Source organism: Heyndrickxia ginsengihumi (assembly GCF_011008565.1).
Lineage (GTDB): Bacteria > Bacillota > Bacilli > Bacillales > Bacillaceae_C > Weizmannia > Weizmannia ginsengihumi.
The window spans coordinates 143790-168449 of record NZ_JAAIWK010000001.1 but is presented as its reverse complement, the minus strand read 5'-3'; the positions used below and the strand labels follow the sequence as shown (position 1 = coordinate 168449).

The following is a 24660-nucleotide window of genomic DNA, read 5'->3' as shown; positions in this document are numbered from 1 at the left end:
CTTTTAGAGAACAACATTTATTTTCTTTCGAGAAAAAACTATATCTTAACTATTCATTCGTTAATTTTAATATATCAAGTAGTTTAAAGAACAGGCTCAAAATGATAGCAACAACTGTGGCTAGTCCCATTCCGCTTAATGAAACAGTTCCAATATTAATTGTAGCTCCGCTTAAACCTACTGCTAAGACAACACATGTGAGTATTAAGTTTTGTGAACGGCTGTAATCCACTTTCGCTTCTACTAACATACGTAATCCACTTGCGGCAATGACCCCGAATAACAGCATAGATATACCACCCATTACTGGTTGTGGAATAGATGAGATCAGTGCAGCTAATTTTCCGCAGAATGATAGGATAATGGCAATAACTGCAGCACCGCCAATAACCCAAGTAGAGTAAACACGTGTAATGGCGAGTACTCCAATATTCTCTCCATAGGTTGTGTTTGGCGTTGAACCTAAGAAACTAGAGATAATCGTTGAAATACTATTTCCCATTAATGAACGATCGAGCCCTGGATCTTTCGTTAAATCTTTCTTCACAATATTACTCGTTACAATTAGATGGCCAATATGCTCTGGAATGATGACAAGTGCTGCAGGAAGAATAATGAGTATATCGGACATATTAAATTTAATATGGTAATAAGTTGGTAATGAAATCCATGCAGCTTTATGAACTGCTGAAAGGTCGACGATACCGAATGCTAAAGCAATCAAATATCCGCAAATGATCCCAATTAAAATCGGAATGATTTTTAAAAATCCACGTAGAGTAACCCAACATACGACTGTAATAGCTAAAGTTAAAAGTGAAACAGTAATTGTTTGCGGGTCAGGACTCCAATTTTTTACCGTAGCATCTGAGCTAATAAGACCCGCCATTTGTGCAGCAGTCGGGACAAGCTGGAGCCCAATTACTGCTACGATTGCGCCCATAGCAGCTGGCGGAAAGACAACATCAATCCATCTAGTTCCAACAGCTTTAATAATGAGTGAAATAATGAAAAGGACGATTCCTACAACAAGAAATCCACCTAGTGCATAGCCGTAACCTTGTCCGCCAGAATATTTTGCTAAAACAGCGGATACTGGAGCAATAAAGGCAAAACTTGAACCGAGATAGGCAGGAATTTTTCCTTTTGTGATTAAAAGGTATAGTAGCGTACCAATTCCATTCATTAATAAAATCGTTGCAGGATCAATTTTAAATAAGACAGGGACCAATACAGTTGATCCGAACATAGCGAATAAGTGCTGAAAGCTTAATGGTAAACTTTTTAAAAATGGCAACTTTTCATCTACTTTTATTTCACGTTGCATCTATGTTTCCCCCTATAAGTAAAGTGATATATGATCGTTTGCTGAAATATGGGGCTTTCGTCGGCAAAATAAAAAGCACCTTACCAACGAAAGATGGCAAGGTGCAATATATGCATGCATAATAATTGCGTGTTTATCCGTAACCTTGCCAGCCTCACAGGACTGTTTTTAAAGGCAAACATGTTCATTTGTCTTTGACATTATCGCAGTCAGCAATAGATTTGTCAATAGGGTACTTCATTAAAAAAAATAAAACAGCAGGGAAATCCACTGCTGTTTTTATGTATTTATATAAATTTTTCCATTATTTCCAAACATTATGAGCAATTTCTACAACATGGCGGAGTTTGTCCCATTGCTGCTGCTCTGTGAGGAGATTTCCTTCCTCTGTTGATGCAAATCCGCATTGTGGACTCAGACAAAGTTGGTTAATAGGAACAAAACGAGATGCCTCATCAATCCGCCGTTTTACATCATCTGGGTCTTCTAATTCACCGAATTTTGAAGTAATCAATCCAAGTACAATTTGTAAATCTTTACGTTTTACAAAGCGTAAAGGCTCGAAACCTCCTGCACGGTCACTGTCGTATTCTAAAAAGTAACCGTCAATATTCAATTCGTCGAATAGCGTCTCTGCAACTGGTTCATAGCCTCCAGACGAAATCCATGTGGAACGGAAATTTCCACGACAAATATGCATTGTAATTTTTAAATCAGCAGGACGATCTGCAACAGCCTCGTTGATTGTGCGAGCATAGAATGTTTGTAATTCCTCAGGATTTAAACCACGTGCTTTTAGTTGCTCTTTTTGTTCATCAGAGCAGAGATATGCCCACGCGGTATCATCAAGTTGTAAATAACGACAGCCTGCATCGTAAAAAGATTCAATTGCTTTTTTGTATGTACGTCCTAAATCATGGAAAAATTCATCTTGATTTTGATAGGCACTTTCCTCAATTGTTCCGCGGAAATGTAGCATACTTGGGCTTGGAATCGTCATTTTTGCTGTATGATCTCCAGCAATGCTATGTAAAAATTTATAGTCATCAATCATTGGATGATCAGTAAAATCTAATTTGCCGACCACTTTAATCCCGTGTGATTTTGCCTGATGTTGTTTAAATTGAATGCCGTGTTCTGCATTATAGCCCTCAACGCCTACTAAATGTTCAAGGAAGTCGAAATGCCAAAAAGCACGACGAAATTCTCCATCTGTAATAGATTGTAAACCAATCTCTTTTTGTTTTTGAACAATACGTTCAATTTCTTTATTCTCAATGTCTCTTAATTTATCAGCAGTTATTTCCCCGGAAGCTTTTTGTATACGGGCTCTCTTCACTGCATCAGATCTAAGTAAACTTCCGACATGGTCGGCGCGAAATGGTGGTTGAAGCTGTGTTTTGGTCATGCAAATCTCCCCTTCCATTGAATATTTAGAATAATAACAAATATGTGTACGGTTGTAAATGAAATTTACATACTTATTGAATTTTTCGCAAATATAAAAAGATAACAATAAAGTGAAAAACATTTTATCTATGAATCTTTTTTTCTTGACTTATAAGTATAAGTGAATAAAATAATTAGAGTGTAGAATATTTAGTGACTCAAAATATTATCCATCGCGGCTTTAAAAGCGTCTCAAACGAGTAACATTCAACTTATGAGATCGCTTCTTTTTATTTATTACTTCATCTTTATAAAAACCTCTAATCTAACAATTGCAGGTAACTAAATGTTTGCGAGGGTAAATGAGATTTCGTGCCTGTACTAGATCCAACAAAACATGAAGACTGTTGATGAGAGAAGCGATAAGCTTACAGCATATCGCACGAATATCGTATGTCACCCGCCTTTTAAGATTCACACATTTCTTTTCATAATTACTTTACGAAAAAATAATAAATGGGGGATTGAGTATGGAATCAGAAAGTACTGTTTCGCAATCAGTTAAAATTGCACCTTTTTTTGCTGTCATGATGTTAGGAGCGCTTGTTGCATTTTTGAATCAAACACTTATTAATATTGCTTTGCCGCAAATTATGAATCATTTACATATAACAGCGGCAACGGCTAACTGGTTATCAACGATCTACATGTTGACGAATGGGATCGTTATTCCAATTACAGCTTATTTAATGAGCCGTTTTACAACGAGACAGTTATTTTTGGCATCAATGGGTCTATTTACAATTGGAACGTTGATCTGCGCAGTTGCACCTGGTTTTTCGGTATTACTAATCGGTCGTGTTGTGCAAGCGGTCGGTGCAGGAATTATTATGCCGCTAATGATAAATGTTATTTTTATATTATTCCCGCCGCACCGCCGTGGATTTGCCATGGGAATCTTTGGGGTTGCGATGAATTTCGCCCCTGCGATCGGTCCTACTCTTTCTGGATGGATTGTAGAAAACCATTCTTGGAGAACATTGTTTTTTGTTATACTGCCAATTGCGGTGATTGATTTAATCGGTTCAATGTATTTTGTAAAAAATGTAACGGAAACAAGCCGTCCAAAATTAGATCGTCTCGGTGTTATGTTATCTACACTCGGTTTTGGAGGTATTCTATATGGATTTTCGACCAGTGCCACAAAGGGATGGAGTAGCACTGAAGTCATTCTTACACTAGTCATTGGGGCCATTTTCTTTATATTATTTGTTTGGCGCCAATTTGCCATTGATCATCCAATACTGGAGTTTCGTATATTCCGTTATTCAACGTTCACATTAACAATGGCAATTAATATTATTGTTACGATGGCTTTATTTTCTGGTATGATCTTAATGCCAATTTATATGCAAAATGCCCGTGGGTTTTCACCAATTATGTCTGGGCTTTTACTGTTGCCTGGGGGAATCATCATGGGAATCATGTCACCAATTACTGGGAAATTATTTGACCGTTTTGGTGCTAAATGGTTGGCGATTATTGGTCTACTTATCACAGCTATTACAACTTATGCATTAACAAAATTGGAACTTACAACTTCCTTTACTTATGTTGTTACAGTTTACACCATTCGAAGTTTTGGAATCTCTATTTTAATGATGCCAATCTTTACAGCAGGATTAAATGATTTGCCTTTACATTTAAATAAGTTCGGAACAGCAATGGTAAATACCTTTAGAATGGTTGCTGGTGCAGTAGGAACGGCATTTTTTGTTTCGGTTATGACAACTAAAGGCGTAGCGCATACGAAAGATATTATGGTATCAAAACATGTTTTACCGACTGATAAATTGCATGCAGCAGTTGCCGCAAAAGAGGGTGCTGTTATGGGGATCAATGATGCATTTATGGTCGCAACATATTTAGCATTCTTAGCTTTAGTTTTATCATTGTTTATCAAGAATACTGTGCCAAAATCTGAATTACCGAACGAAGCAGTAAAGCAAGCAAAGGTAAAAGCAGTTACAGAATAAATCTTGTTAGAAACCTACCTTAACCAAGAGGTGAACACTTGGTAAGGTAGGTTTTTTTATAGGTAACGGATTATAAAAAAGTTGATTGTTTATTGGAACGAGAGGTGAGAGGCTTCTGCGGGAATAGCGGAATTGAATTGCTGAGCCCCAGCAGGCGATAAGACTTAATATGCCTGCGGATAGCGAACATATTGAGCGGGGTTCATTTTACTAATTAAAAGTTAGTTTACTAGTAAAAAAATGCTATTTTTAATATTTTGATATTTATTAGGAGTAAAAGTTTGCTAAGTTGGGAATGATGTAGTTAACAATGAATTTATTTGAGGAGGCACAATTAATGGAGAAGGCAAACAAAAGAACATTGTCTGACTTTGTTTATGGAGATCAATTTAAAATCAAAGCGTACCTCAATTATTTATTTAATCAATTAAATAACAGAGCTCAAAAGCAGGTGGATAATCTCGTCTATCCAAATAAATAAGTTACAATAAAAAATCCAGCAAAGATTTAATTTTGCCGGATTTTTCTATTGTTTATTTGCGGATTATCCTTGTTGCTCAAACAACTTTGCAATTTCTATAATAACTTGTGTTGCTTTTTCCATTGTTTCTACGGATACATATTCAAATTTACCATGCATGTTTTCTCCGCCAGCAAAAATATTTGGAGTAGGAAGTCCCATATATGAAAGCTGTGAGCCATCAGTACCGCCACGAATTGGAGAAACTTTCGGTTCAATATTTAAATTTTTCATTGCTGTATAAGCGATATCGACAATTTCTTTTACAGGTTCAATTTTCTCTTTCATGTTATAATATTGATCTTTTAAATCTAACGTGATTTTATCAGCACCATATTTTTCTTTTAAATCGTTTACGATGGATTGAATATGATCTTTTTTGGCATTGAACTCTGAACGGTCAAAATCGCGAATAATATAATTCATATTGGCTTGCTCAACATTTCCTTGTAATGAGAGTAGATGATAGAATCCTTCATAACCTTCTGTCAATTCAGGAGCCTCATTTTCAGGAAGTCGGTTGTGCAGTTCCATTGCAATTTTAAGTGCGTTTACCATTTTTCCTTTTGCAGACCCAGGGTGGATATTATTTCCTTTTATTGTAATTTTGGCGGCAGCAGCATTGAAACTTTCGTATTCTAGTTCACCGAGTGGTCCGCCATCCATCGTATATGCGTATTTCGCATCAAAAGCCTCCACATTAAATTTATGTGGTCCTCTGCCAATTTCTTCATCAGGTGTAAAGGCTACACGAATTTTACCATGCTTTATTTCAGGGTGCTGGAGCAAATAATCCATCGCAGTCATAATTTCAACAACACCAGCTTTATCGTCTGCCCCAAGAAGGGTCGTACCGTCCGTCGTAATAAGTGTTTGGCCTTTATAATGTTGAAGATTTGGGTATTCTTCAGGTGAAAGGGTAATATGTAAATCTTTGTTTAAAACAATGGGTCCTCCATCATAATTTTCAACTAATTGCGGATTTACGTTTTTACCAGTGAAGTCTGTTGCTGTATCTACATGCGCCAGAAATCCGATTGTTGGAACTGTCTTTTCAGTATTAGCAGGCAAGGTTGCGAAAACATAACCATTTTCGTCAATTGTTACTTCATCCATTCCGATTGATTTTAATTCATCAACGAGCATGTTCAATAAAGTCAGCTGGCCAGGTGTAGAAGGGCACGTTTCACTTTCTTCATTAGATTGAGTATCTACTTTTACGTAAGTTGTAAATCTTTTAATGATATCCTTTTTCAAGATCTTCACTCCTTCTCTTAAGTATGTGTATATTTTACCAGAAAGCCATTAAAATCACATGAATGTTCTTTCAGCAGTGACAGATATTATCTTTTTACTATATAAAATTTTTATCCAGCATAAAATACATTCTTTTAAAATATTAATTACCCCCTTTTCATGAGTAAGGGGAATGATTGAGAATGTTTTTGGAAATATTAAGATCACACTATTTGATCAGTACGGACAGTGCAGTTTGTTTGAAGAAAATTTACGGTTTATTGTATGATATCTTTACAATTTAAACAGAGGTAGTACTCTCGTTTTTTATAAACTAAAGCGTTTCTCGCAGTTAGTTATATTAAGGAAATTATTTTAGAAAAATATTTATGTTGAGAGGATGAGTATTATGGATAATACAAACATTAAGAAACAGGAAATTATTAAAGCCTTTCAATTCCGACATGCAACAAAAGAATTTGATGCAACGAAACGGATTTCAGATGATGATTTTTCATTTATATTAGAGGCTGCAAGATTGTCTCCGAGTTCAGTTGGATTTGAACCTTGGAAGTTTTTGGTCGTCCAAAATAAAGAATTAAGGGACAAACTAAAAGCAGTAAGCTGGGGGGCACAAGGTCAGCTTCCAACAGCCAGCCATTTTATTGTAATTTTGGCAAAAACAAATATACGGTATGACTCAGAATATGTATTAAATCTCAATAAAAATGTAAAAGGTATGTCAGATGAAATTATTGAAAAAATAACTCCGCGATATAAGGAGTTTCAAGAATCTGATTTTCATTTATTTGATAATGATCGTGCGCTGTTTGATTGGGCATGTAAACAAACGTACATTGCATTAGCAAATATGATGACAGCTGCAGCCTTAATCGGGATTGATTCATGTCCGATTGAGGGATTTAACTATGACGCTGTTCATCAAGTATTGGAAAAAGAAGGATTGCTTGAAAATGGAGAGTGGGATGTTGCAGTGATGGCCGCCTTTGGTTATAGAGCCCATGATCCTAAACGTCCTAAAACGCGGAGAAAATTAGAAGACATTGTGCAATGGGTGGAATAATCTTGCTTCCATTGCTTAGAAAGGTTTGAAACGATGGACATTTTATTAGCAATTTTACCTGCAATATTTTGGGGCAGTATTGTTCTATTTAATGTTAAGTTAGGTGGGGGACCGTATAGCCAAACGCTTGGAACAACGCTTGGGGCGTTAATTTTTTCCATCGTTTTATACTTCTTTACCCATCCTGCTTTTACACCTTTAATTTTTGGAGTAGGGATTGTTTCCGGATTATTTTGGGCAGTTGGGCAAAGTAATCAATTAAAAAGTATTGATTTAATAGGTGTTTCGAAAACAATGCCTATTTCAACAGGTATGCAATTGGTGTCTACTTCATTATTTGGTGTAATTGTTTTTCATGAATGGTCAACGACTAAATCAATTATATTAGGAATATTAGCCCTTATTTTAATCATCGTTGGAATTATTCTTACTTCATTAGAAGATAAGCATAACCATGACGGAAAGCAATCAGGCAATTTCAAAAAGGGATTGGTCATCTTAGTTATTTCAACAATTGGTTATTTAGTATATGTTGTTGTTGCACGCTTGTTCCACGTGAGCGGATGGGCAGCTCTTTTACCGCAGGCAATTGGTATGGTAGTTGGTGGTATTATTTTGACCTTTAAGCATAAACCGTTTAATAAATATGCTATTAAAAATATTTTACCAGGTTTAATATGGGCGGCAGGAAATATGTTTTTATTCATTTCTCAGCCGCGGGTCGGCGTAGCAACAAGCTTTTCGCTTTCCCAAATGGGGATCGTCATTTCAACACTTGGAGGCATATTAATTTTAGGTGAAAAGAAAACAAAAAGGCAATTAATTGCTATTATTATCGGGATCATCTTAATTATTTTAGCAGGAATATTTTTAGGAATTGCGAAAAGTCCTGGATAATGAAAAAAACATCGTATCGATTGATACGATGTTTTTTAATAGGGGAGGTTATGCTGTTACTTTTATAATTGTTTTTCTAGACCACGGTCTAGATAGCCAGCGTTTAGTGGCAAAAGTGCCACGGAACCATTCGTCAACTCCTTGAGCAATCCAAACACCAATTAATCCCAACTCAAAATGAACTCCGAGCAAATAACTTAAGCATACAGCAAATCCCCACATCGAGAAAATCCCGATGACGACAGGAAAACGGACATCTCCCGCAGATTTTAAAGCACTCATTAAGACAATATTCATCGCTCTTCCCGGCTCTGTAAAAATAATGATCCATAATATTGGCAAGCCCACGGCGATAATATTAGGATTATGAGTAAATGTATCTAATATTGGCGATCCAGTTAAAGCAATGATTAATGAAGTAATAAATGAAGCAAGCATAGCGATTTTTAATGTTTTAATTCCCCGTTGTAGTGCGCGTTCAAATTGTTTTCCCCCTATATAACGAGCAATTAACAGCTGGGTACCGGATGCGATTGCTAACGTAAAGAGATAACAAATCATCGAAATATTATTAATATAAACGCGTGCAGCAAGTGAAGGCGCACCAAGCGTAGCAATGAAACCGGTAATGATCAGTTGCGAAAATTGATAAGAGAAATTTTCACCTGCTGAGGGGATTCCGATTGCTAGCAGGCCTTTAACATCTTCTTTATTGATTTTAAATAAATCTTTAATGCTCATTCTTAAGGCAAGGCGGCGATGAATGAAATAGAGCAAAGCCAGCACTGCGATAAGTCGAGCAATGACAATTGCCCAGGAGACACCTGTAACTCCCGTAATAGGGAGCCCGAAAATTCCTGAAATTGCGAGGATATTCCCTATAATACTTATACAATCCATTAAAATAGTGACCGACATGGACTCTTTTGTATAGCCATAGCTGCGTAAAACTGCACTTAAAGCGAGAGAAATTGATTCGAGAAATAGAGAGGCTCCACATATATGTGTGAATATTAATGCATACTCGTATACTTTACCGTGAATATCGAAAAAACTTAGAAGTGTACCCCCAAAAATAAAAATCATTAAAGCAATGATGGCACCAAACCAAAAATTCAAGCCAAATGCAGAATGAGCTACATGCCTTGCTTCTTTATATTTACCTGCACCAAGCCGTTGGCCGATTAAAATAACAGCACCGATAGAGGTAACGTTAAACACTAAAATAAACATATTTAGTAATTGATTGGCTACACCAACTCCAGCTGCAGCGTTATCAGAATAATGGCTGAGTATCAATGTTGCGATAATTCCAATTCCCATATGCAAGGACAGTTCTATAAACAGCGGCCATGAAATGCTAAAAAGTGTTTGCTCATTGTATTTGTTTATTTGGCTACTCAAAACAGGTCCCTCCTTTTTATCTGCTGAAAAAAAACACTAACAACAGTTTAATCGTTTAAATGGTGGAGGGGAATACCGAATATTAATTTATTTACAAAAATTTTCGTTATAAACATGTATACATTCCTTTAATAATGCAATTGTGCTTCCACTATGCAGAACAGCAGTTCTTTTTTCTGTAATTAAAATAATGGAGTAACTTTAAAAGGGGGGATTGATAATTATTTGTTTATAGGAATTTATAGTTGTTTGCAAGTTTTGAATAATGTTTACTATAATGTAAACTTGTTTACAAAAATAGTTTGCTTTTGTTTGCGATTAAGTTTGCATGTTTACAAATATGTTTACGTATTGTTATATCAATATTTTTGGTAAAGTTTGCAGTTTTGTTTACATGTTTACACTTTTGTTAAAATTTTTTCTCGTAATTGATTATTTTCAGGCGTTTCTATATGCTTAAGGTAGTTAAAGAAAAAATTGTTTAGGGAGGAAAAAATATGAGCAAATCTCGCATTGCAGCAGTAGATGTAGGTAATGATTCATTAAAGGCAATTTTCGGAAAACTAGATTACGAGTTAAATATCCCAAATGTCATTGCAAGGGATATTGAGGATCGCCCTGTTATTGGAATTGAAGAACTAAATCAAAAGAACCCCTTAGAAGGAATACATATTAAAGTACACTCCCCTGCTCTAAACGATAATAATGTAATTTATCGTGTCGGTGATTTAGCGACAAAGAGTGATAATGCAACTGAGCTAGATCCTGGAAGCAGTAAATCTGAAGAAGATCAAACACTCGTGATGTTATTTGCAAGCTTAGCTCTTGATGCTGTCAGAGAAGAGAATGCTTTAGTTTTTACTAGAAATCAAAATGTGATTGATGCCAATTATATTTTAGGTACTGGATTACCCCTTCGTGAAGTAAAGGAAGGAAAAGATGCTGGATACAAAGCACAATTATTAGGTTCAGTCCATCAAGTAGAGTTTTTAGTAACGCCGAAGTACCAAGGATTGAAAGTGAATATCAAATTTTCAGATGTAAAAATTTATCCAGAAGGATTTGCGGCTTTTATTAATTTAGTAATGGATAATGATTTGAACATTATTAATAAAGAATTAATCGATAAAAGAATTTTAATTCAAGATATCGGCGGATTATCTACAGATATTGCTGTTATCAAAAACCGCAATGTTGACGATGATAAGGCACAAGGATTCAATTTAGGGGTTTCTGAGGCATTAGAACAAATTCGCGAAGAGATTCGTATGAAATATGGAGTAGAGTTAGATAGTAGAAGTGATGTAGTCGATATTATTACGAAAAAACATGATCGCAACCATATAATGGTAAAAGGAAGCCGGACAAGCGTTCATGACATAACTGACCGAATTCTTTTTGACCTTGCTAAAAAACAATATCGATTATTGCGCAACGTTTGGCAAAAAAATTCACAGACAGAAATTTGCTATTTTGTTGGTGGAGGCGCCATTGTTCTAAAAGAATATTTAAAAACGTTAAATAACCGTTTAGATGGATATAATATTGATTTCTTTGAAGATGAAAAAGAGAGTATTTGGATGATGGCTAATGCCTACTATAAGTTGATTTCTGATTATGCTCGAAGAACATTAAAAGAGAATAAGAGTGTAGAGAAGAAAGCGATTGAATCCAAATAAGGTGATTAAATGGAAAGATCAATCTCAAGAGAAATGAAAAGGGGACAAACAATAGCCTTTCGTATTCCTTCTGATACACCAGATCATATTTTAAGGGAACTACAGAAGTTAAAAGAAAAAGAAAAAAGAAACTTCTCTAGTAAAATAGCAGAATATGTTGTTCAAGGAGTCAATCAAACAATCGCAAAGGAACGTGAGACAGTTACAATTCCTTTGCCGCAGAAAATTAGTAAAGAACAAAGAGATTGGCTTAAACATGAACATTCTGAAGCTTTACTTGGCGGCATTGTTTATCAGCTAATTACTAACCCGATGCGTGCTACATCTTTATTTGCAGCATTAATGAGTCAATCTACCGATATTGATGAAGCCTTATATTTACAAGAGGATTCTCCGTTAATTGATGAACAAATAGCACAGGTTAATCATATAGACGAAGTTGAAGAACTAGATACAGGTCAAGAGGGCATAGAGCAGGTTAGTGCTAGCATTAGCACTGATGATGATTTAGATTTTCTCGATTGGAGTACTGCGATGCCGCAAAAGGATGAAACAGAAGAATCAGAAGAAAATGAAGAGGATGTTGATGATTTACTTGGAGGATTTCTTTCAAGTATGAACAAATAAAAATTAGAGTGGGTCTGACGCTACATAAATTATAAACTGTACAGCTAGTATTGTTATGGCATGCAGTTTGTATGTGGTGTTCAGGCCCTTTTTATAAGTGAAAAGATATATGTAAGAAAGAATATGAATAGAAAACTGCCTGGGAAAGGAGTGGGAATAAATGAAATTATTTTTCTATTATGATTATTTCGTTTATAATAAATCATACATCGTTTTGGGAGGAAGAGAAAATGAAGGAAAATGTATTACAGCTTAAAAACGTAACTTGGAGAAGGGAAAATACCACGTTACTCTCCAAAGTTAACTGGACCATTCAAAAGCATGAGCATTGGGCGTTATTAGGATTGAATGGATCAGGGAAAACCACTCTTCTAAATATTATTAACGGTTATATTTGGCCAACAGAAGGTACTATTGAAGTACTTGGAGCACAATTTGGAAAAACAAGTTTACCAGAGCTAAGAAAATCTATTGGTTGGGTTAGTTCATCACTTCAAGAGAAAATACCAAAATTGCAATATGCACAAGACGTAGTAATCAGTGGAAAATATGCGTCAATTGGATTGTATGAACGTGTAGATGAAGAGGATATTACGAAAGCGTTAGATTTAATGGAGAAATTAGATTGTAGTAAATTAATAAATCGTCACTATGAAACTTGTTCCCAAGGAGAAAGACAGAAATTGCTAATTGCGAGAGCTTTAATGTCTGAACCAAAGCTATTAATATTAGATGAACCTTGTAACGGCCTAGATATTTTCGCCCGTGAAAATATCTTAGAAACGATTCAACAATTAGCAGAGGATCCTGAAGGTCCTACACTTATTTATGTAACACACCATCCGGAAGAAATTTTGCCTGTATTCAACCATACGTTGCTTTTACGCAAAGGGAATGTATTTATGCAGGGGAATACCGAAGAAATATTAAGTGAAAAGCATCTAACCGCCTTTTTTGAGCATCCTGTTTCAGTGAATTGGTACGGGGAAAGGGCGTCCTTTCAGCTAGTTAGATAGTATCTGACTATTTCCTGGAAAATAACATCGTTCGGAAAATTTTAAAAAAATAAAATTTTGATAGGTTCATTGACAATTACTAAGTAATCAAATAATATATAAATTAATAAAATTGAATAACTTATCAAGAGTGACTGAGGGACAGGCCCGATGACGTCCAGCAACCATCAATTTATTGAAAGGTGCTAATTCCTGCAGAATGAAATCATTCTGAAAGATAAGGGAGAACTTATTCTAAACCTCTTTCGAATGAAGGCGGTTTTTTTTATGCAATAAATTTAAAAAGAAGAGAACTTTTTTAAATATATTTATATCGTGTAATAGTTTCGGAGAAAGGTGCTTCTGTATTGAAAAGCTTGAAGAAGGAGAATGGAATATGCTTGTCTTAGAAGACGTCCATAAAGTTTATGGCAAAGGGAAAGATAAAAAGGTTGAAGCATTAAAAGGTATCAACCTAAAAGTTGAAAAGGGAGAGATTTTTGGCGTTGTTGGATTTAGCGGCGCCGGTAAAAGTACGTTAATTAGATGTGTAAATTTATTAGAACGTCCGACATCTGGAAAAGTACTAATTAATGATGTCAACTTATTGGAACTATCCCCTAAAGAATTGCGAAAAGAACGTAGAAAAATTGGGATGATTTTTCAACAATATAATTTATTACACAGTAAAACGATTTTCAAAAATGTGGCAATGCCATTGATTCTTGAAGGTCGGCCTAAAGCTGAAATTAGAAAAAAGGTTACGGAATTACTTACTTTTGTTGGTTTAGAAGATCGCATGGATCATTATCCCGAACAGCTTTCTGGAGGGCAAAAGCAAAGGGTAGGGATTGCTAGGGCATTGGCAACTGATCCTGATATTCTTTTATGTGATGAAGCAACGTCAGCTTTAGATCCTAATACAACAGAAGCTGTTTTAGACTTACTTCGTAAAGTTCGAGATGAATTAGGGATTACGATTTTGATGATTACGCATGAAATGAACGTTATTCGTGATGTGTGTGACAAAGTAGCTGTAATCGAACATGGTAAAATTGTTGAACAAGGTCCGGTTATTGATGTATTTACCGAACCAAAAACAAAGATTGCTAGAAGCTTTATAAGAACAGTATTGAATGATAAAATTCCGGCATCTGTTCGCAAGTTAATTGATGAGAGCAGTAAGGAAAACCCACACGGTATTTATCGAATTCTTTTCAAGGGAGCATCAACAAGTACACCGTTGATATCAAATACAGCTAAAAAATTCGATGTAGATTTAAATGTTCTTCATGGGATGGTAACAGAGCTGCAAGGCATCCCATTTGGAAACTTAATTGTTGAATTTAAAGGCCCTAAAGAAGAAATGGATAAAGCCATTCAATATATTAATGATCATAATGCACTCATAAAGGAGGTGGATCAAGATGGCATTTGATTGGTCTTGGTTTTGGCCAGAGTTTTTGACAGCTATTGATCAGACTCTGTATATGGTAATAGCAGCACTTATTATTTCCGTTATTATAGGTATACCTATTGGTGTCATTCTTGTCATTACAAGGGAGGATGGGATCTTAGAAAACAAATTTATATTTAATATTTTAAATATCATTATTAATATATTCCGTTCAATCCCATTTATTATTTTAGTTGTAGCAATTATTCCATTTACGCGTCTTGTTGTCGGTACGGCAATAGGAACGACCGCCGCAATTGTTCCGTTAGTTTTATACACAGCTTTTTATATTGGAAGGCTAATAGAGAATTCCCTTTTAGAGGTAGATAAAGGGACGATTGAATTGGCTCAGGCAATGGGAGCAACTCCATGGCAAATTATTTGGAGATTTTTACTTCCAGAAGCGCTAGGATCTATGGTGCTCGCTTTAACAATCGCAACTGTTGGATTAATTGGTGCTTCAGCAATGGCAGGTGCTGTCGGCGCCGGAGGTATTGGGGATTTAGCAATTACTTACGGTTACAATCAATTTAAAACTGAAGTAATGGTAATAACAGTTGTTACTCTAGTCATCATGGTTCAAATTGTACAATCTCTTGGGAACTTTTTATCGAAAAAAATCCGCAGAAAATAATAATATGTTTGTTCAGAATAACCAAAATATAAAGAGGTTATCTATTTTATAAATTTATTGATGGAGGGCTATGGTTATGAAAAAAATTGCAATTCTATTGCTCGGTCTTATTCTCGTTTTAGCTGGATGTGGTTCTAAAAACAATTCAGATTCTGGCAATAAAGCCGACAAAACAGTTAAAGTTGGAACGACATCTTCTGAAGTACCAACATGGAATCTTATTAAACAAATTGCTAAAAAGAAAGGAATTAATGTTCAAATTGTAAAATTTGATGATTATGTTCAACCAAACTTAGCACTTGATAATGGGGAAATTGATATTAACGCATTTCAAACAGTAGTTTACTTTGATGATTTTGTTAAGCAACGTAATTTAAAATTATCTGCAATTGGAACAACAAATATTTGGCCAATGGGTATTTACTCTAAAAAGGTTAAAAAGGTTAGCGAAATTAAAGACGGCAGCCAAATCGTCATTCCGAAAGATCCAACAAACTTAGGAAGAGCATTGCTACTTCTCCAAAAAGCAGGTTTAATTACTGTTAAAAAAGGATTTAATGGTTCTGGCGGTTTAGAAAACATTGCGTCAAATCCTAAGCATTTAAAGATTTCAACTGTTGAAGCTGGACAAACTCCTCGTGCTTTAGATGATGCAGTAGCATCTGTTATTAACTGTGATATGGCGATCAACGCTGGATTGAATCCATCTAAAGATCCTATCTTCCGCGAAAATGCAAGTAACAAAGCATATGTAAATATTATTGCTGCGCAAACAAAAGATAAAGATGATAAAACTTTACAAGAAATTGTAAAAATCTATCATAGCAAAGAAGTAACAGACTTCATTAAGAAACATTACAAAGGTGCTGCAGTTCCAGTTATCAAACCAGTATCTTACTTGAAGGATTATAAACAAAACTAATTTTATATGTTAGTAAGGTCACTCACTATTGACGAGTGACCTTTTTTATTGGAAATATGTTTCATTACTTGCTTGGGCTTAGAGCTTATGGGCATTTAACAGCCGTTGAGGATTACTTAGGTGCTGTAAAGTAATCCAAAAAGGATAAGTCTAAAGGGCATCGGCACATGACTCAATGATTAAATTAGAACAAATTGGTTTAAAGCAATTACAATGACATAGTCCAAGACAGTCAAAATTATATTATAATAAATATAAAAATAGGCTTGTGACTAAGGGGGGGCTATTATGATGCTGTTGCCTGTAATGCTCGAACGTGCGGGGATTCTCGTGATCGTTGCTTTTTTATTATCTCGTTTAAAGTTATTTCGGCAGATTATTCATCATGAGTATGGCATTAAAGAAAAAGCAATATTAGCCTTTATTTTCGGATTATTCGGTATCATTAGCAATTACACAGGAGTTGTGATCAACCAAGACTCTATTTCTCAAGCATGGGGGCATCAGCATTTATCTATACAAAGCGCAATTGCCAATACAAGAATTATGGGAGTTGGCATTGCAGGCTTATTAGGTGGTCCTGTAGTAGGGATTGGGGCAGGGTTGATTGCCGGTTTACATCGTCTTACTCTTGGAGGATATACGAATATTGCTTGTAGCATCTCAACAATTATGGCTGGCATGATCATGGGATTACTTGGATTGCGCTATAACATTCGTGAAAGATTCGCGTCTTTGAAAGCGGTTGCCTACGGAATGGCAATGGAGCTACTTCAAATGGTTACAATTTTAGTGATAGCAAGACCTTTTGACCAAGCAGCTGAGCTTGTTCGAATCATCGCTGTACCGATGATTACTATTAATGGATTTGGAACGTTCATTTTCATATTAATTATTCAAACGATTTTATTAGAAGAGGAAAGAACGCGTACATTCCAGACACATAAAGCGTTAAATATTGCTCAAGAAACACTGCCATATTTTAGAAAAGGGTTGAATATTGATTCGTGTAAAAAAGTTGCTGAAATTATGCTCAAAAATACAACAGCGAAGGCTGTTTCCATCACTGATCAGCATCATGTTCTGGCACATGTAGGGGCCGCTTCTGATCATCATATCCCGTTGAAAAGTATGTCAACAAAACTAACAAAAAGAGTGTTAGAGCAAGGAAAAGTGATGGTGGCAACAACGAGGGAAGAGATCCAATGTAACAGAGGAGATTGTCCTCTCCAAGCTGCAATCGTATTGCCTTTAATCGTACATGAAAAAGTAGTAGGTACGCTTAAATTATATTTTACAAATGTACAACAATTAAGCACCGTTGAAAAAGAGTTGGCAGAAGGCTTAAGTAAGTTGTTTTCAATTCAATTAGAGCTTGCTGAAGCAGAACTACAAAGAAAATTATTAAAAGATGCAGAGATTAAAGCGTTACAGGCACAAATTCATCCCCATTTTCTTTTTAATGCAATTAATACGATTTCAAGTCTCGTACGTATAGATGCAGATGAGGCGAGAATGCTTCTAGTAAAACTCGGTACTTTCTTTCGCAGCAATTTACAGGGAGCGCGTAATATGCTAATTCCGTTAGAAAAGGAATTAGAGCATGTACAAGCTTATTTAGCCATTGAACAGGCGCGTTTTCCCAATAAATATGTGATTACTTTTGAAATTGATTCAATGGTAAAAAACATTATGATCCCGCCGTTTACACTGCAGCCATTAGTAGAAAATGCTATACATCATGCGTTTTTAGACATGAAGCCTGGAGAAAAAGGGAGCATCTTCGTTAGAGCATTTATAATAGACAATCATTTTTGCATGGAAACTGAGGATGACGGCCGAGGAATAAATGGGACGATGATTGCAGCTTTAGGGAATGAAACAGTTCATTCAAGCGAAGGAACAGGTACGGCCTTATGGAATATAAAAAAACGAATCGAAGAAATTTATGGTCAAAAAGCAGTATTTAAAATTGAAAGTGATGAGAAAGAAGGGACAAAGGTGTCTATTACTGTTCCTTTAGAAGAAATGTGGGGTGAAGAATATGTTAAGAGCATTTGTAGTTGATGATGAGGTATTAGCAAGAGATGAGCTGATCTATTTGTTAAAAAAGACTGGAAAGGTGAAAATCGTTGGAGAAGCAGAATCTGTTCAAGATGCAATAGATAAGATGTCAGCATTAGCAGTGGACGTTTTGTTTGTCGACATGATGTTAACGAATGAGCTTGGGCTAGAATTAGTAGAGAGAGTGAAGCAGTCCAATCAAAAGCTGCAAATTGTATTTGCCACGGCCTATGACGACTATGCGGTTAAGGCATTTGATTTAAATGCTGCGGACTATTTATTAAAACCATTTGATGAAAAAAGGGTACAACAAGCTGTAGAAAAAATGATTGCAAATGACCGTAGAAATGAAACAAAAGATTTACATGTTAGTGTAAATGGCAAGCCTGTTGACAAACTGGCTATTACGGTTGATGAACGTATGATTATCTTACCCATTGTGGATCTCTTGTATATTGAATCTATTGATGGGAGCACAATCGTAACGACGAATACGGAGAAGTATACTGTAGCTGAGACATTAGTAAATGTTGAAAAAAAATTACAGATGACATCTATTACGCGAGTTCATCGTTCCTATCTCGTAAACTTAGAAGCAATTGTTGAAATCCGTCCATGGTTTCATTCGACGTATAATTTAATGATGAAGGACGGTGCGAAAATTCCAGTTAGCCGTACTTATAAGCATGTTCTTAAACAATTTATTCATATATAAAATATGTCTAAATTGTGTCACTCACCCTTTGTTTTTTGCTATTCAATTACGAATTTCTACCTTTTATCTGGAAATGAACCAAAAGGAGATTTCTCGTAATAAAATAGAGGCAGACAAAGGAGAAAAGGGGGACGAACAAAATGAATGCGATTACAATTGTAATCGGCTCGATTTGTATTCTAGTAATTGCCTACCGTTTATATGGTACATTCATGGCTGCAAAAGTTTTAAAATTAAATAATTCTACGCCAACGCCAGCACATGAATTTAATGATGGTAAGGACTATGTACCGACTAATAAATGGGTGACATTTGGGCATCATTTTGCTGCGATTGCAGCCGCAGGTCCGCTTGTAGGTCCAATTTTAGCAGCGCAGTTTGGCTATTTGCCTGGTTTATTATGGCTATTAATTGGGGCGGTTATTGGAGGAGCTGTCCATGATGCTGTTGTCTTATTTGCATCAATGCGTCGCAAAGGGAAATCATTATCAGAGGTAGCAAAAGAAGAAATGGGTCCTGTTGCTGGATTTTGTACAGGATTAGCAATGTTGTTCATTATTGTTATAACAATGGCTGGATTATCAATGGTTGTACTTAATGCTTTACAAAATAATCCATGGGGAACCTTCTCTGTTGCGATAACTATCCCGATTGCTATGGCAATTGGACTATTTTATAGAAAAACAGGGAATTTAAAGTTTGCTTCTACTGTCGGCTTCATATTACTAATGATTGGAGTATTTATTGGCCCTTGGATTAAACAAACAGCTCTTGGAGATTTATTGACACTTGATACAAAGACGTTGGCAATTATTTTACCAATCTATGCTTTTTTTGCCGCTGCATTGCCTGTATGGTTGTTGCTGGCTCCTCGCGATTATTTAAGCAGCTTTATGAAAATTGGCGTGTTTATTGCTCTTATTATTGGTGTATTTATCATTAATCCGCCTATTCATATGCCTGCACTTTCACAATTTATTCATGGTGGCGGGCCAACGATGACAGGACCGGTGTGGCCGTTTATTTCGATAACGATTGCCTGCGGTGCTATTTCGGGTTTTCATGCTTTTATCGGATCTGGTACAACACCAAAAATGTTAGATCGTTGGACAGATATAAAACCAGTTGCTTTTGGCGCTATGCTTGTTGAATGTTTAGTAGGTATAATGGCGTTAGTTGCAGCCACAGCTTTACAGCCGGCAGACTATTTTGCAATTAATTCTACTCCGGACGTTTATAAAACGTTAGGAATGCATATTGTTGATCTTCCGCATTTAAGTAATGAAATAGGAGTGAACTTGGCGGGGAGACCAGGTGGAGCTGTGACACTTGCTGTAGGTATGACATATATTTTTACAAAGATTCCTTGGTTTAGTCATTTAGCTCCATATTTCTATCAATTTGTGATTATGTTTGAAGCGGTATTTATATTGACAGCGATTGATTCCGGAACTCGTGTTGCCCGTTATTTACTTCAAGACTTTTTAGGAGAATTTTATAAACCATTGAAAAAGGTAGACTGGCAGCCAGGTGCAATTTTTACAAGTGCATTAGCATGCTTTATGTGGGGATACTTGCTTTTCTCCGGAGATATTGGTTCAGTTTGGGCATTGTTTGGTGTTTCAAATCAGCTAATGGCTTCTATCGGTTTAATTGTAGGTGCAACTGTTATTTTGAAAATAGCAGATAAACGAAGATATATGTTTACATGTTTAATCCCGCTAGCTTATTTATACGTAACGGTTAATTATGCTGGTTATTGGATGGTTAAAAACGTTTATTTGAATCATGCAGCAGCTGGATATAATCTATTAAATGGGGTTCTATCTATTATCATGCTTATTCTTGGTTTGATTATCATGATTACGGCGGTAAGATATTGGTTTAAATATATGAAATCATCAAGTATTTCAACTGCTGATATTTCGGCATCTCCTAAAGCATGAGGTAAATATATAGCCTATTGAAAAAGGTCTGATTGTACATTCTCATTTACATAAGGTTGATCATTGATCGGAAAAAGCCTTATCAAGAGAAGTACTGTCGGACCTTGTTTTATTTTTTGACTGTTCTTGAATTTTAAAAAAGTATTCCCATTCAGTTATTGAACAGTTATCATAGATTGGGGAATAAAATTGAACTTGTAAACGCATGAATATAGTAAATAAAGTGAAATGTCTTAATATAGATCATTGGGCATTTTTTACTGGAATGGGTATTTCATTCTAAACTGAAGAGGTGGATGATGCATGCGCTATAAAATTGTATTTTTAGATATAGATGGCACAGTGCTAAGATACGGAAAGCCCATTACAGAGGCTACGAAACAAGCGGTTATGGCGTTAAAAGACCGTAATATTCACGTAGCAATTGCAACAGGAAGAGCTCCTTATTTTACAGATTATTTAGTGAAAGAGCTGAATATTGATACGAGGATCTTATTTAACGGTGCTTTTATTTCGCTCAAAGATCAGGTTATATATAAAAAGCCAATCGAAAAAGCAGTGCTTAGAAAGCTGAAATATTATAGCGATTTAAAGAAAGATCCAGTGACGTATTTAGGTGATAAGGAATTCAAAGCAACTGATCTTGAGCATCCTTTTGTAGTTGAGGCGTATCGGCATGATCCATGGGGACCTAAGCTTGCAGAACCAAATTTTTGGGAACAACAAGATATTTATCAACTATTTCTTCATTGCGAGCTGAATACAGAACAGTATTATATTGAAAATGTTCCTGAATTGTATTTTCGGCGGTGGAGTGAGCAAGGAATGAGAACTTGCGATGTGAATCCTGCAGATCAAACAAAGGCAGTTGGAATTCAAAAGGTGCTGGGGATATTAGGGATTGCACCAGAAGAGGCTGTAGCGTTTGGCGATGGATTAAACGATGTTGAAATGCTTTCATCTGTCGGTATGGGTGTTGCAATGGGAAACGCCCGGCCGGAGGTGAAATCTTGTGCGCAGATGGTCACACTTTCTGTAGACGATGATGGAGTTAGTCACGGTTTAAAGAAACTGGGGCTAATATAGCGCACTCAAAAAGCGGAACATTCTATAAAAAGTTATTCCTAAGAATGAAATTAAATGCTTTTTTAAATACTATATTTATCGCCATTCAATTGTCTTTTCCCACCATTAGCTACTTCATTTCATTAAATTAATAATATGGAGGAAAATATGAAGTATTTGATTGCTGTTTTAGGCTTAGTGATTGTATTGTTCTTGGCATTTATCGTAAGTAATAATAAAAAACAAATCAAAGTATTACCAATCATATACATGATTGTCATTCAAGTGGTGCTAGCACTATTTTTGTTACATACTCAAATTGGGTTAGTGCTAATTAAAGGGTTCTCGGATGTTTTTAATGCATTACTTGAATATGCAAATGAAGGTGTTTCCTTTGTATTTGGAGGTATAGCAAATAAAGGCCAGGCACCATTTTTCTTAACTGTTCTGTTGCCAATTGTATTTATTTCCGTTTTGATCGGGATTCTACAATATATAAAGGTCCTCCCGCTTATTATGAGAGGGATTGGCTACGTTCTAAATCTAATTAGCCGTCGGGGAAAGTTAGAGTCCTATAATGCAGTTGCTTCTGCGATTGTTGGACAATCAGAAGTGTTTATTACAGTAAAAAAACAACTTGGGAAAATTCCTGCAAATCGCTTATATACGCTCTGTGCCTCAGCAATGTCCACTGTTTCAATGTCCATTGTTGGAGCCTATATGACAATGATCGAACCGAAGTATGTAGTTACTGCGCTGTTTTTAAATATGTTTGGAGGATTTATTATTTCCGCTATTATCAACCCGTACACTGTTGATCCAAAAGAAGATATTCTCGAAGTGGAAAATGAAGCGAAGCAATCTTTCTTTGAAATGCTTGGAGAATATATTATGGACGGTTTTAAAGTGGCGATTACAGTTGCGGCGATGTTAATTGGATTTGTTGCTTTAATCGCTGCGATTAATCACATTTTCGATGCTGTTCTAGGGATTTCATTCCAACAACTGCTTGGCTATATTTTCTCACCAATAGCTTTCATCATGGGTGTTCCTTGGTCAGAGGCTGTTCAAGCTGGTGGTATTATGGCTACAAAGCTAGTTTCAAATGAATTTGTTGCAATGACTGATTTAGTAAAAATTCAACATGCTTTTTCTTCACGGACACTTGGCATTATTTCAGTATTCCTTGTATCATTTGCTAATTTTTCATCAATCGGCATTATTGCAGGTGCGGTAAAAGGGTTAAATGAGAACCAAGGAAATGTTGTTGCGCGTTTTGGTTTAAAATTGTTATACGGTGCAACATTAGTAAGTATTTTAAATGGAGTCATTGTTAGCTTTGTTTTATAATATGTATAAATGAATTTCAATAAAGCTAGCTCTATGAGGGCTAGCTTTATTTTCTAAAATCAATCGAATTGAATCTAAAAATTTTAAAAATTTAATAAATATACTAGAATTTTAGGCGTAAAATTGTTATAATCGATTGAAAATAATTATTTAAACAGTAGAAAGGGATGCTTTCGGTTTGAATCAAGTCATTGAATTAATCAAAACAGATGTGAAGAAAGAAAAGCCAGCTGCAAATGCATTAGGATTCGGCAAACACTTTACAGACTACATGTTTGTAATGGATTACAATCAAGAAGATGGCTGGCATCACCCAAGAATTACACCGTATGCACCGCTTGTTTTAGACCCATCAGTAATGGTTTTTCACTATGGTCAAGCAATTTTCGAAGGATTAAAAGCATATAGAACGAAGGATGGACGGGTATTACTGTTTAGACCAGAGAAAAACGTTGCTAGACTAAATCTTTCTTGTCAACGAATGAGTATTCCTCAAATTGATGAAGAGATCGTTTTAGATGCAATTAAACAATTAGTAGAGATTGAAAAGGACTGGATTCCAAATGAAGAAGGTACTTCGCTTTATATTCGTCCATTTATCATTGCGACGGAACCAAGCCTAGGTGTACATCCTTCACGTGAATATAAATTAATGGTCATATTATCGCCTGTTGGCTCCTACTATTCAGACCAATTAAAGCCTGTTCGGATTTATGTTGAAGATGAATATGTACGTGCAGTACCTGGTGGTGTTGGTTTTGTTAAAACATCAGGAAATTATGCAGCTAGTTTAAAGGCTCAGGAAAAGGCTGAATTATTAGGATATGATCAAGTTCTTTGGCTTGACGGTGTCGAAAGAAAGTATATTGAAGAAGTCGGAAGTATGAATATTTTCTTCAAGATTAATGGTGAAGTTGTTACGCCAAAATTAAATGGTAGTATTCTTGGCGGTATAACGAGAGATTCTGTCATTGAGTTATTAAAACATTGGAATATACCTGTGAAAGAAGCTAAGATTTCAATTGATGAAATTAATCAAGCCTTCCAAAAAGGTGAACTTGAAGAAGTGTTTGGTACTGGAACTGCTGCTGTCATTTCTCCAGTTGGGGAATTAAAATGGAAAGATACCACAATGAATATTTCTAAAGGCAACAATGGAAATACATTAGCGAATCGGATATATGAAGAAATTACAAGTATTCAATTAGGAAAAGCGGAAGATCCATTTAATTGGACTATTGAAATTAAATAAATGTATGAAAGCAAGAGGTCTGGCACGGATCAATTTTATAGTGCCAGACCTTTATTATTGGT

At 35.7% G+C, this 24660-nt stretch carries 20 protein-coding genes and 1 riboswitch; of the genes, 16 read left to right on the top strand and 4 right to left on the bottom strand.

Going from position 1 to position 24660, the window contains the following annotated elements; genetic code table 11:
* Window positions 1-49 precede the first annotated feature (49 nt).
* A complete protein-coding gene (gene uraA, locus G4D61_RS00780; RefSeq protein WP_025727416.1) occupies window positions 50-1327 on the bottom strand; it encodes a uracil permease in 1278 nt (425 codons plus the stop codon).
* A 304-nt stretch (window positions 1328-1631) separates the two neighbouring features.
* On the bottom strand, window positions 1632-2735 hold the full coding sequence (locus tag G4D61_RS00775) for a 5-methyltetrahydropteroyltriglutamate--homocysteine S-methyltransferase (protein ID WP_025727417.1): 1104 nt from the start codon (window positions 2733-2735) through the stop codon (window positions 1632-1634).
* Between the two features lie 511 nt (window positions 2736-3246).
* Here G4D61_RS00775 and G4D61_RS00770 point away from each other — a divergent pair.
* Both G4D61_RS00770 and G4D61_RS00765 read left to right on the top strand, forming a co-directional pair.
* Entirely contained in the window at window positions 3247-4752 is a 1506-nt protein-coding gene (locus tag G4D61_RS00770) for a DHA2 family efflux MFS transporter permease subunit (protein ID WP_025727418.1), read from the top strand.
* Between the two features lie 337 nt (window positions 4753-5089).
* Window positions 5090-5233, top strand: coding sequence for a hypothetical protein (locus G4D61_RS00765; RefSeq protein ID WP_161783347.1), 144 nt, complete (start codon window positions 5090-5092; stop codon window positions 5231-5233).
* A gap of 63 nt (window positions 5234-5296) precedes the next feature.
* On the opposite strand, the gene pepT is transcribed toward G4D61_RS00765, so the two are convergent.
* Window positions 5297-6529, bottom strand: coding sequence for a peptidase T (gene pepT / locus G4D61_RS00760; RefSeq protein ID WP_025727419.1), 1233 nt, complete (start codon window positions 6527-6529; stop codon window positions 5297-5299).
* Between the two features lie 388 nt (window positions 6530-6917).
* Between pepT and G4D61_RS00755 the strand changes: the two genes are divergently transcribed.
* Window positions 6918-7592 carry an NAD(P)H-dependent oxidoreductase gene (locus tag G4D61_RS00755; protein ID WP_025727420.1) on the top strand — a complete coding sequence of 225 codons (675 nt, stop codon included), beginning with the start codon at window positions 6918-6920 and terminating at the stop codon, window positions 7590-7592.
* A gap of 33 nt (window positions 7593-7625) precedes the next feature.
* Complete coding sequence (locus tag G4D61_RS00750; protein ID WP_025727421.1) at window positions 7626-8489, top strand: RhaT/GlcU family sugar-proton symporter; 864 nt, start codon at window positions 7626-7628, stop codon at window positions 8487-8489.
* A gap of 48 nt (window positions 8490-8537) precedes the next feature.
* On the opposite strand, the gene G4D61_RS00745 is transcribed toward G4D61_RS00750, so the two are convergent.
* Window positions 8538-9893, bottom strand: a complete 1356-nt coding sequence (locus G4D61_RS00745) for an MATE family efflux transporter (protein ID WP_025727422.1) — start codon at window positions 9891-9893, stop codon at window positions 8538-8540.
* A gap of 497 nt (window positions 9894-10390) precedes the next feature.
* Here G4D61_RS00745 and G4D61_RS00740 point away from each other — a divergent pair, with 497 nt between their 5' ends.
* The 12 genes from G4D61_RS00740 to G4D61_RS00685 all read left to right on the top strand — a co-directional run bounded on the left by G4D61_RS00740 (window position 10391) and on the right by G4D61_RS00685 (window position 24598).
* The gene (locus G4D61_RS00740) at window positions 10391-11572 is read left to right on the top strand and encodes a ParM/StbA family protein (protein ID WP_163172997.1); all 1182 of its coding nucleotides are present in this window, start codon (window positions 10391-10393) and stop codon (window positions 11570-11572) included.
* A gap of 9 nt (window positions 11573-11581) precedes the next feature.
* Window positions 11582-12199, top strand: a complete 618-nt coding sequence (locus G4D61_RS00735) for a hypothetical protein (protein ID WP_025727424.1) — start codon at window positions 11582-11584, stop codon at window positions 12197-12199.
* A 230-nt stretch (window positions 12200-12429) separates the two neighbouring features.
* Window positions 12430-13215 (top strand): ABC transporter ATP-binding protein, encoded by a 786-nt coding sequence (locus tag G4D61_RS00730; RefSeq protein WP_025727425.1) that lies wholly within the window; start codon window positions 12430-12432, stop codon window positions 13213-13215.
* A 118-nt stretch (window positions 13216-13333) separates the two neighbouring features.
* A riboswitch (SAM riboswitch) is annotated at window positions 13334-13439 on the top strand.
* Window positions 13440-13591: 152 nt separating this feature from the next.
* Window positions 13592-14632, top strand: coding sequence for a methionine ABC transporter ATP-binding protein (locus G4D61_RS00725; RefSeq protein WP_025727426.1), 1041 nt, complete (start codon window positions 13592-13594; stop codon window positions 14630-14632).
* Complete coding sequence (locus G4D61_RS00720) at window positions 14622-15284, top strand: methionine ABC transporter permease (RefSeq protein WP_025727427.1); 663 nt, start codon at window positions 14622-14624, stop codon at window positions 15282-15284. Before G4D61_RS00725 ends, G4D61_RS00720 begins: the two co-directional genes overlap by 11 nt.
* Before the next feature lie 76 nt (window positions 15285-15360).
* The gene (locus tag G4D61_RS00715; protein WP_025727428.1) at window positions 15361-16206 is read left to right on the top strand and encodes a MetQ/NlpA family ABC transporter substrate-binding protein; all 846 of its coding nucleotides are present in this window, start codon (window positions 15361-15363) and stop codon (window positions 16204-16206) included.
* A 288-nt stretch (window positions 16207-16494) separates the two neighbouring features.
* The gene (locus G4D61_RS00710) at window positions 16495-18273 is read left to right on the top strand and encodes a sensor histidine kinase (RefSeq protein WP_035352719.1); all 1779 of its coding nucleotides are present in this window, start codon (window positions 16495-16497) and stop codon (window positions 18271-18273) included.
* The gene (locus G4D61_RS00705) at window positions 18251-18985 is read left to right on the top strand and encodes a LytR/AlgR family response regulator transcription factor (RefSeq protein WP_025727430.1); all 735 of its coding nucleotides are present in this window, start codon (window positions 18251-18253) and stop codon (window positions 18983-18985) included. The genes G4D61_RS00710 and G4D61_RS00705 overlap by 23 nt, the downstream gene beginning before the upstream one ends.
* Before the next feature lie 140 nt (window positions 18986-19125).
* Complete coding sequence (gene cstA, locus G4D61_RS00700; RefSeq protein WP_035352717.1) at window positions 19126-20931, top strand: carbon starvation protein CstA; 1806 nt, start codon at window positions 19126-19128, stop codon at window positions 20929-20931.
* A 303-nt stretch (window positions 20932-21234) separates the two neighbouring features.
* Window positions 21235-22017: a Cof-type HAD-IIB family hydrolase gene (locus G4D61_RS00695; RefSeq protein WP_025727432.1), complete on the top strand. Its 783-nt coding sequence runs from the start codon at window positions 21235-21237 to the stop codon at window positions 22015-22017.
* A gap of 147 nt (window positions 22018-22164) precedes the next feature.
* Window positions 22165-23346, top strand: coding sequence for a NupC/NupG family nucleoside CNT transporter (locus G4D61_RS00690; protein WP_035352715.1), 1182 nt, complete (start codon window positions 22165-22167; stop codon window positions 23344-23346).
* Window positions 23347-23524: 178 nt separating this feature from the next.
* Window positions 23525-24598 carry a branched-chain amino acid aminotransferase gene (locus tag G4D61_RS00685; protein WP_025727434.1) on the top strand — a complete coding sequence of 358 codons (1074 nt, stop codon included), beginning with the start codon at window positions 23525-23527 and terminating at the stop codon, window positions 24596-24598.
* Window positions 24599-24660: the final 62 nt, after the last annotated feature.

What these genes read in the sequence shown, in the direction of transcription:
- G4D61_RS00710 (WP_035352719.1), top strand. Translation starts at nt 16,495, where the DNA reads ATGATGCTGTTGCCTGTAATGCTCGAACGTGCGGGGATTCTCGTGATC.
- G4D61_RS00705 (WP_025727430.1), top strand. Translation starts at nt 18,251, where the DNA reads ATGTTAAGAGCATTTGTAGTTGATGATGAGGTATTAGCAAGAGATGAG.
- G4D61_RS00690 (WP_035352715.1), top strand. Translation starts at nt 22,165, where the DNA reads ATGAAGTATTTGATTGCTGTTTTAGGCTTAGTGATTGTATTGTTCTTG.
- G4D61_RS00695 (WP_025727432.1), top strand. Translation starts at nt 21,235, where the DNA reads ATGCGCTATAAAATTGTATTTTTAGATATAGATGGCACAGTGCTAAGA.
- G4D61_RS00770 (WP_025727418.1), top strand. Translation starts at nt 3,247, where the DNA reads ATGGAATCAGAAAGTACTGTTTCGCAATCAGTTAAAATTGCACCTTTT.
- G4D61_RS00765 (WP_161783347.1), top strand. Translation starts at nt 5,090, where the DNA reads ATGGAGAAGGCAAACAAAAGAACATTGTCTGACTTTGTTTATGGAGAT.
- G4D61_RS00735 (WP_025727424.1), top strand. Translation starts at nt 11,582, where the DNA reads ATGGAAAGATCAATCTCAAGAGAAATGAAAAGGGGACAAACAATAGCC.
- G4D61_RS00775 (WP_025727417.1), bottom strand. Translation starts at nt 2,735, where the DNA reads ATGACCAAAACACAGCTTCAACCACCATTTCGCGCCGACCATGTCGGA.
- cstA (WP_035352717.1), top strand. Translation starts at nt 19,126, where the DNA reads ATGAATGCGATTACAATTGTAATCGGCTCGATTTGTATTCTAGTAATT.
- G4D61_RS00740 (WP_163172997.1), top strand. Translation starts at nt 10,391, where the DNA reads ATGAGCAAATCTCGCATTGCAGCAGTAGATGTAGGTAATGATTCATTA.
- G4D61_RS00725 (WP_025727426.1), top strand. Translation starts at nt 13,592, where the DNA reads ATGCTTGTCTTAGAAGACGTCCATAAAGTTTATGGCAAAGGGAAAGAT.
- G4D61_RS00715 (WP_025727428.1), top strand. Translation starts at nt 15,361, where the DNA reads ATGAAAAAAATTGCAATTCTATTGCTCGGTCTTATTCTCGTTTTAGCT.
- G4D61_RS00720 (WP_025727427.1), top strand. Translation starts at nt 14,622, where the DNA reads ATGGCATTTGATTGGTCTTGGTTTTGGCCAGAGTTTTTGACAGCTATT.
- G4D61_RS00755 (WP_025727420.1), top strand. Translation starts at nt 6,918, where the DNA reads ATGGATAATACAAACATTAAGAAACAGGAAATTATTAAAGCCTTTCAA.
- uraA (WP_025727416.1), bottom strand. Translation starts at nt 1,327, where the DNA reads ATGCAACGTGAAATAAAAGTAGATGAAAAGTTGCCATTTTTAAAAAGT.
- G4D61_RS00730 (WP_025727425.1), top strand. Translation starts at nt 12,430, where the DNA reads ATGAAGGAAAATGTATTACAGCTTAAAAACGTAACTTGGAGAAGGGAA.
- G4D61_RS00750 (WP_025727421.1), top strand. Translation starts at nt 7,626, where the DNA reads ATGGACATTTTATTAGCAATTTTACCTGCAATATTTTGGGGCAGTATT.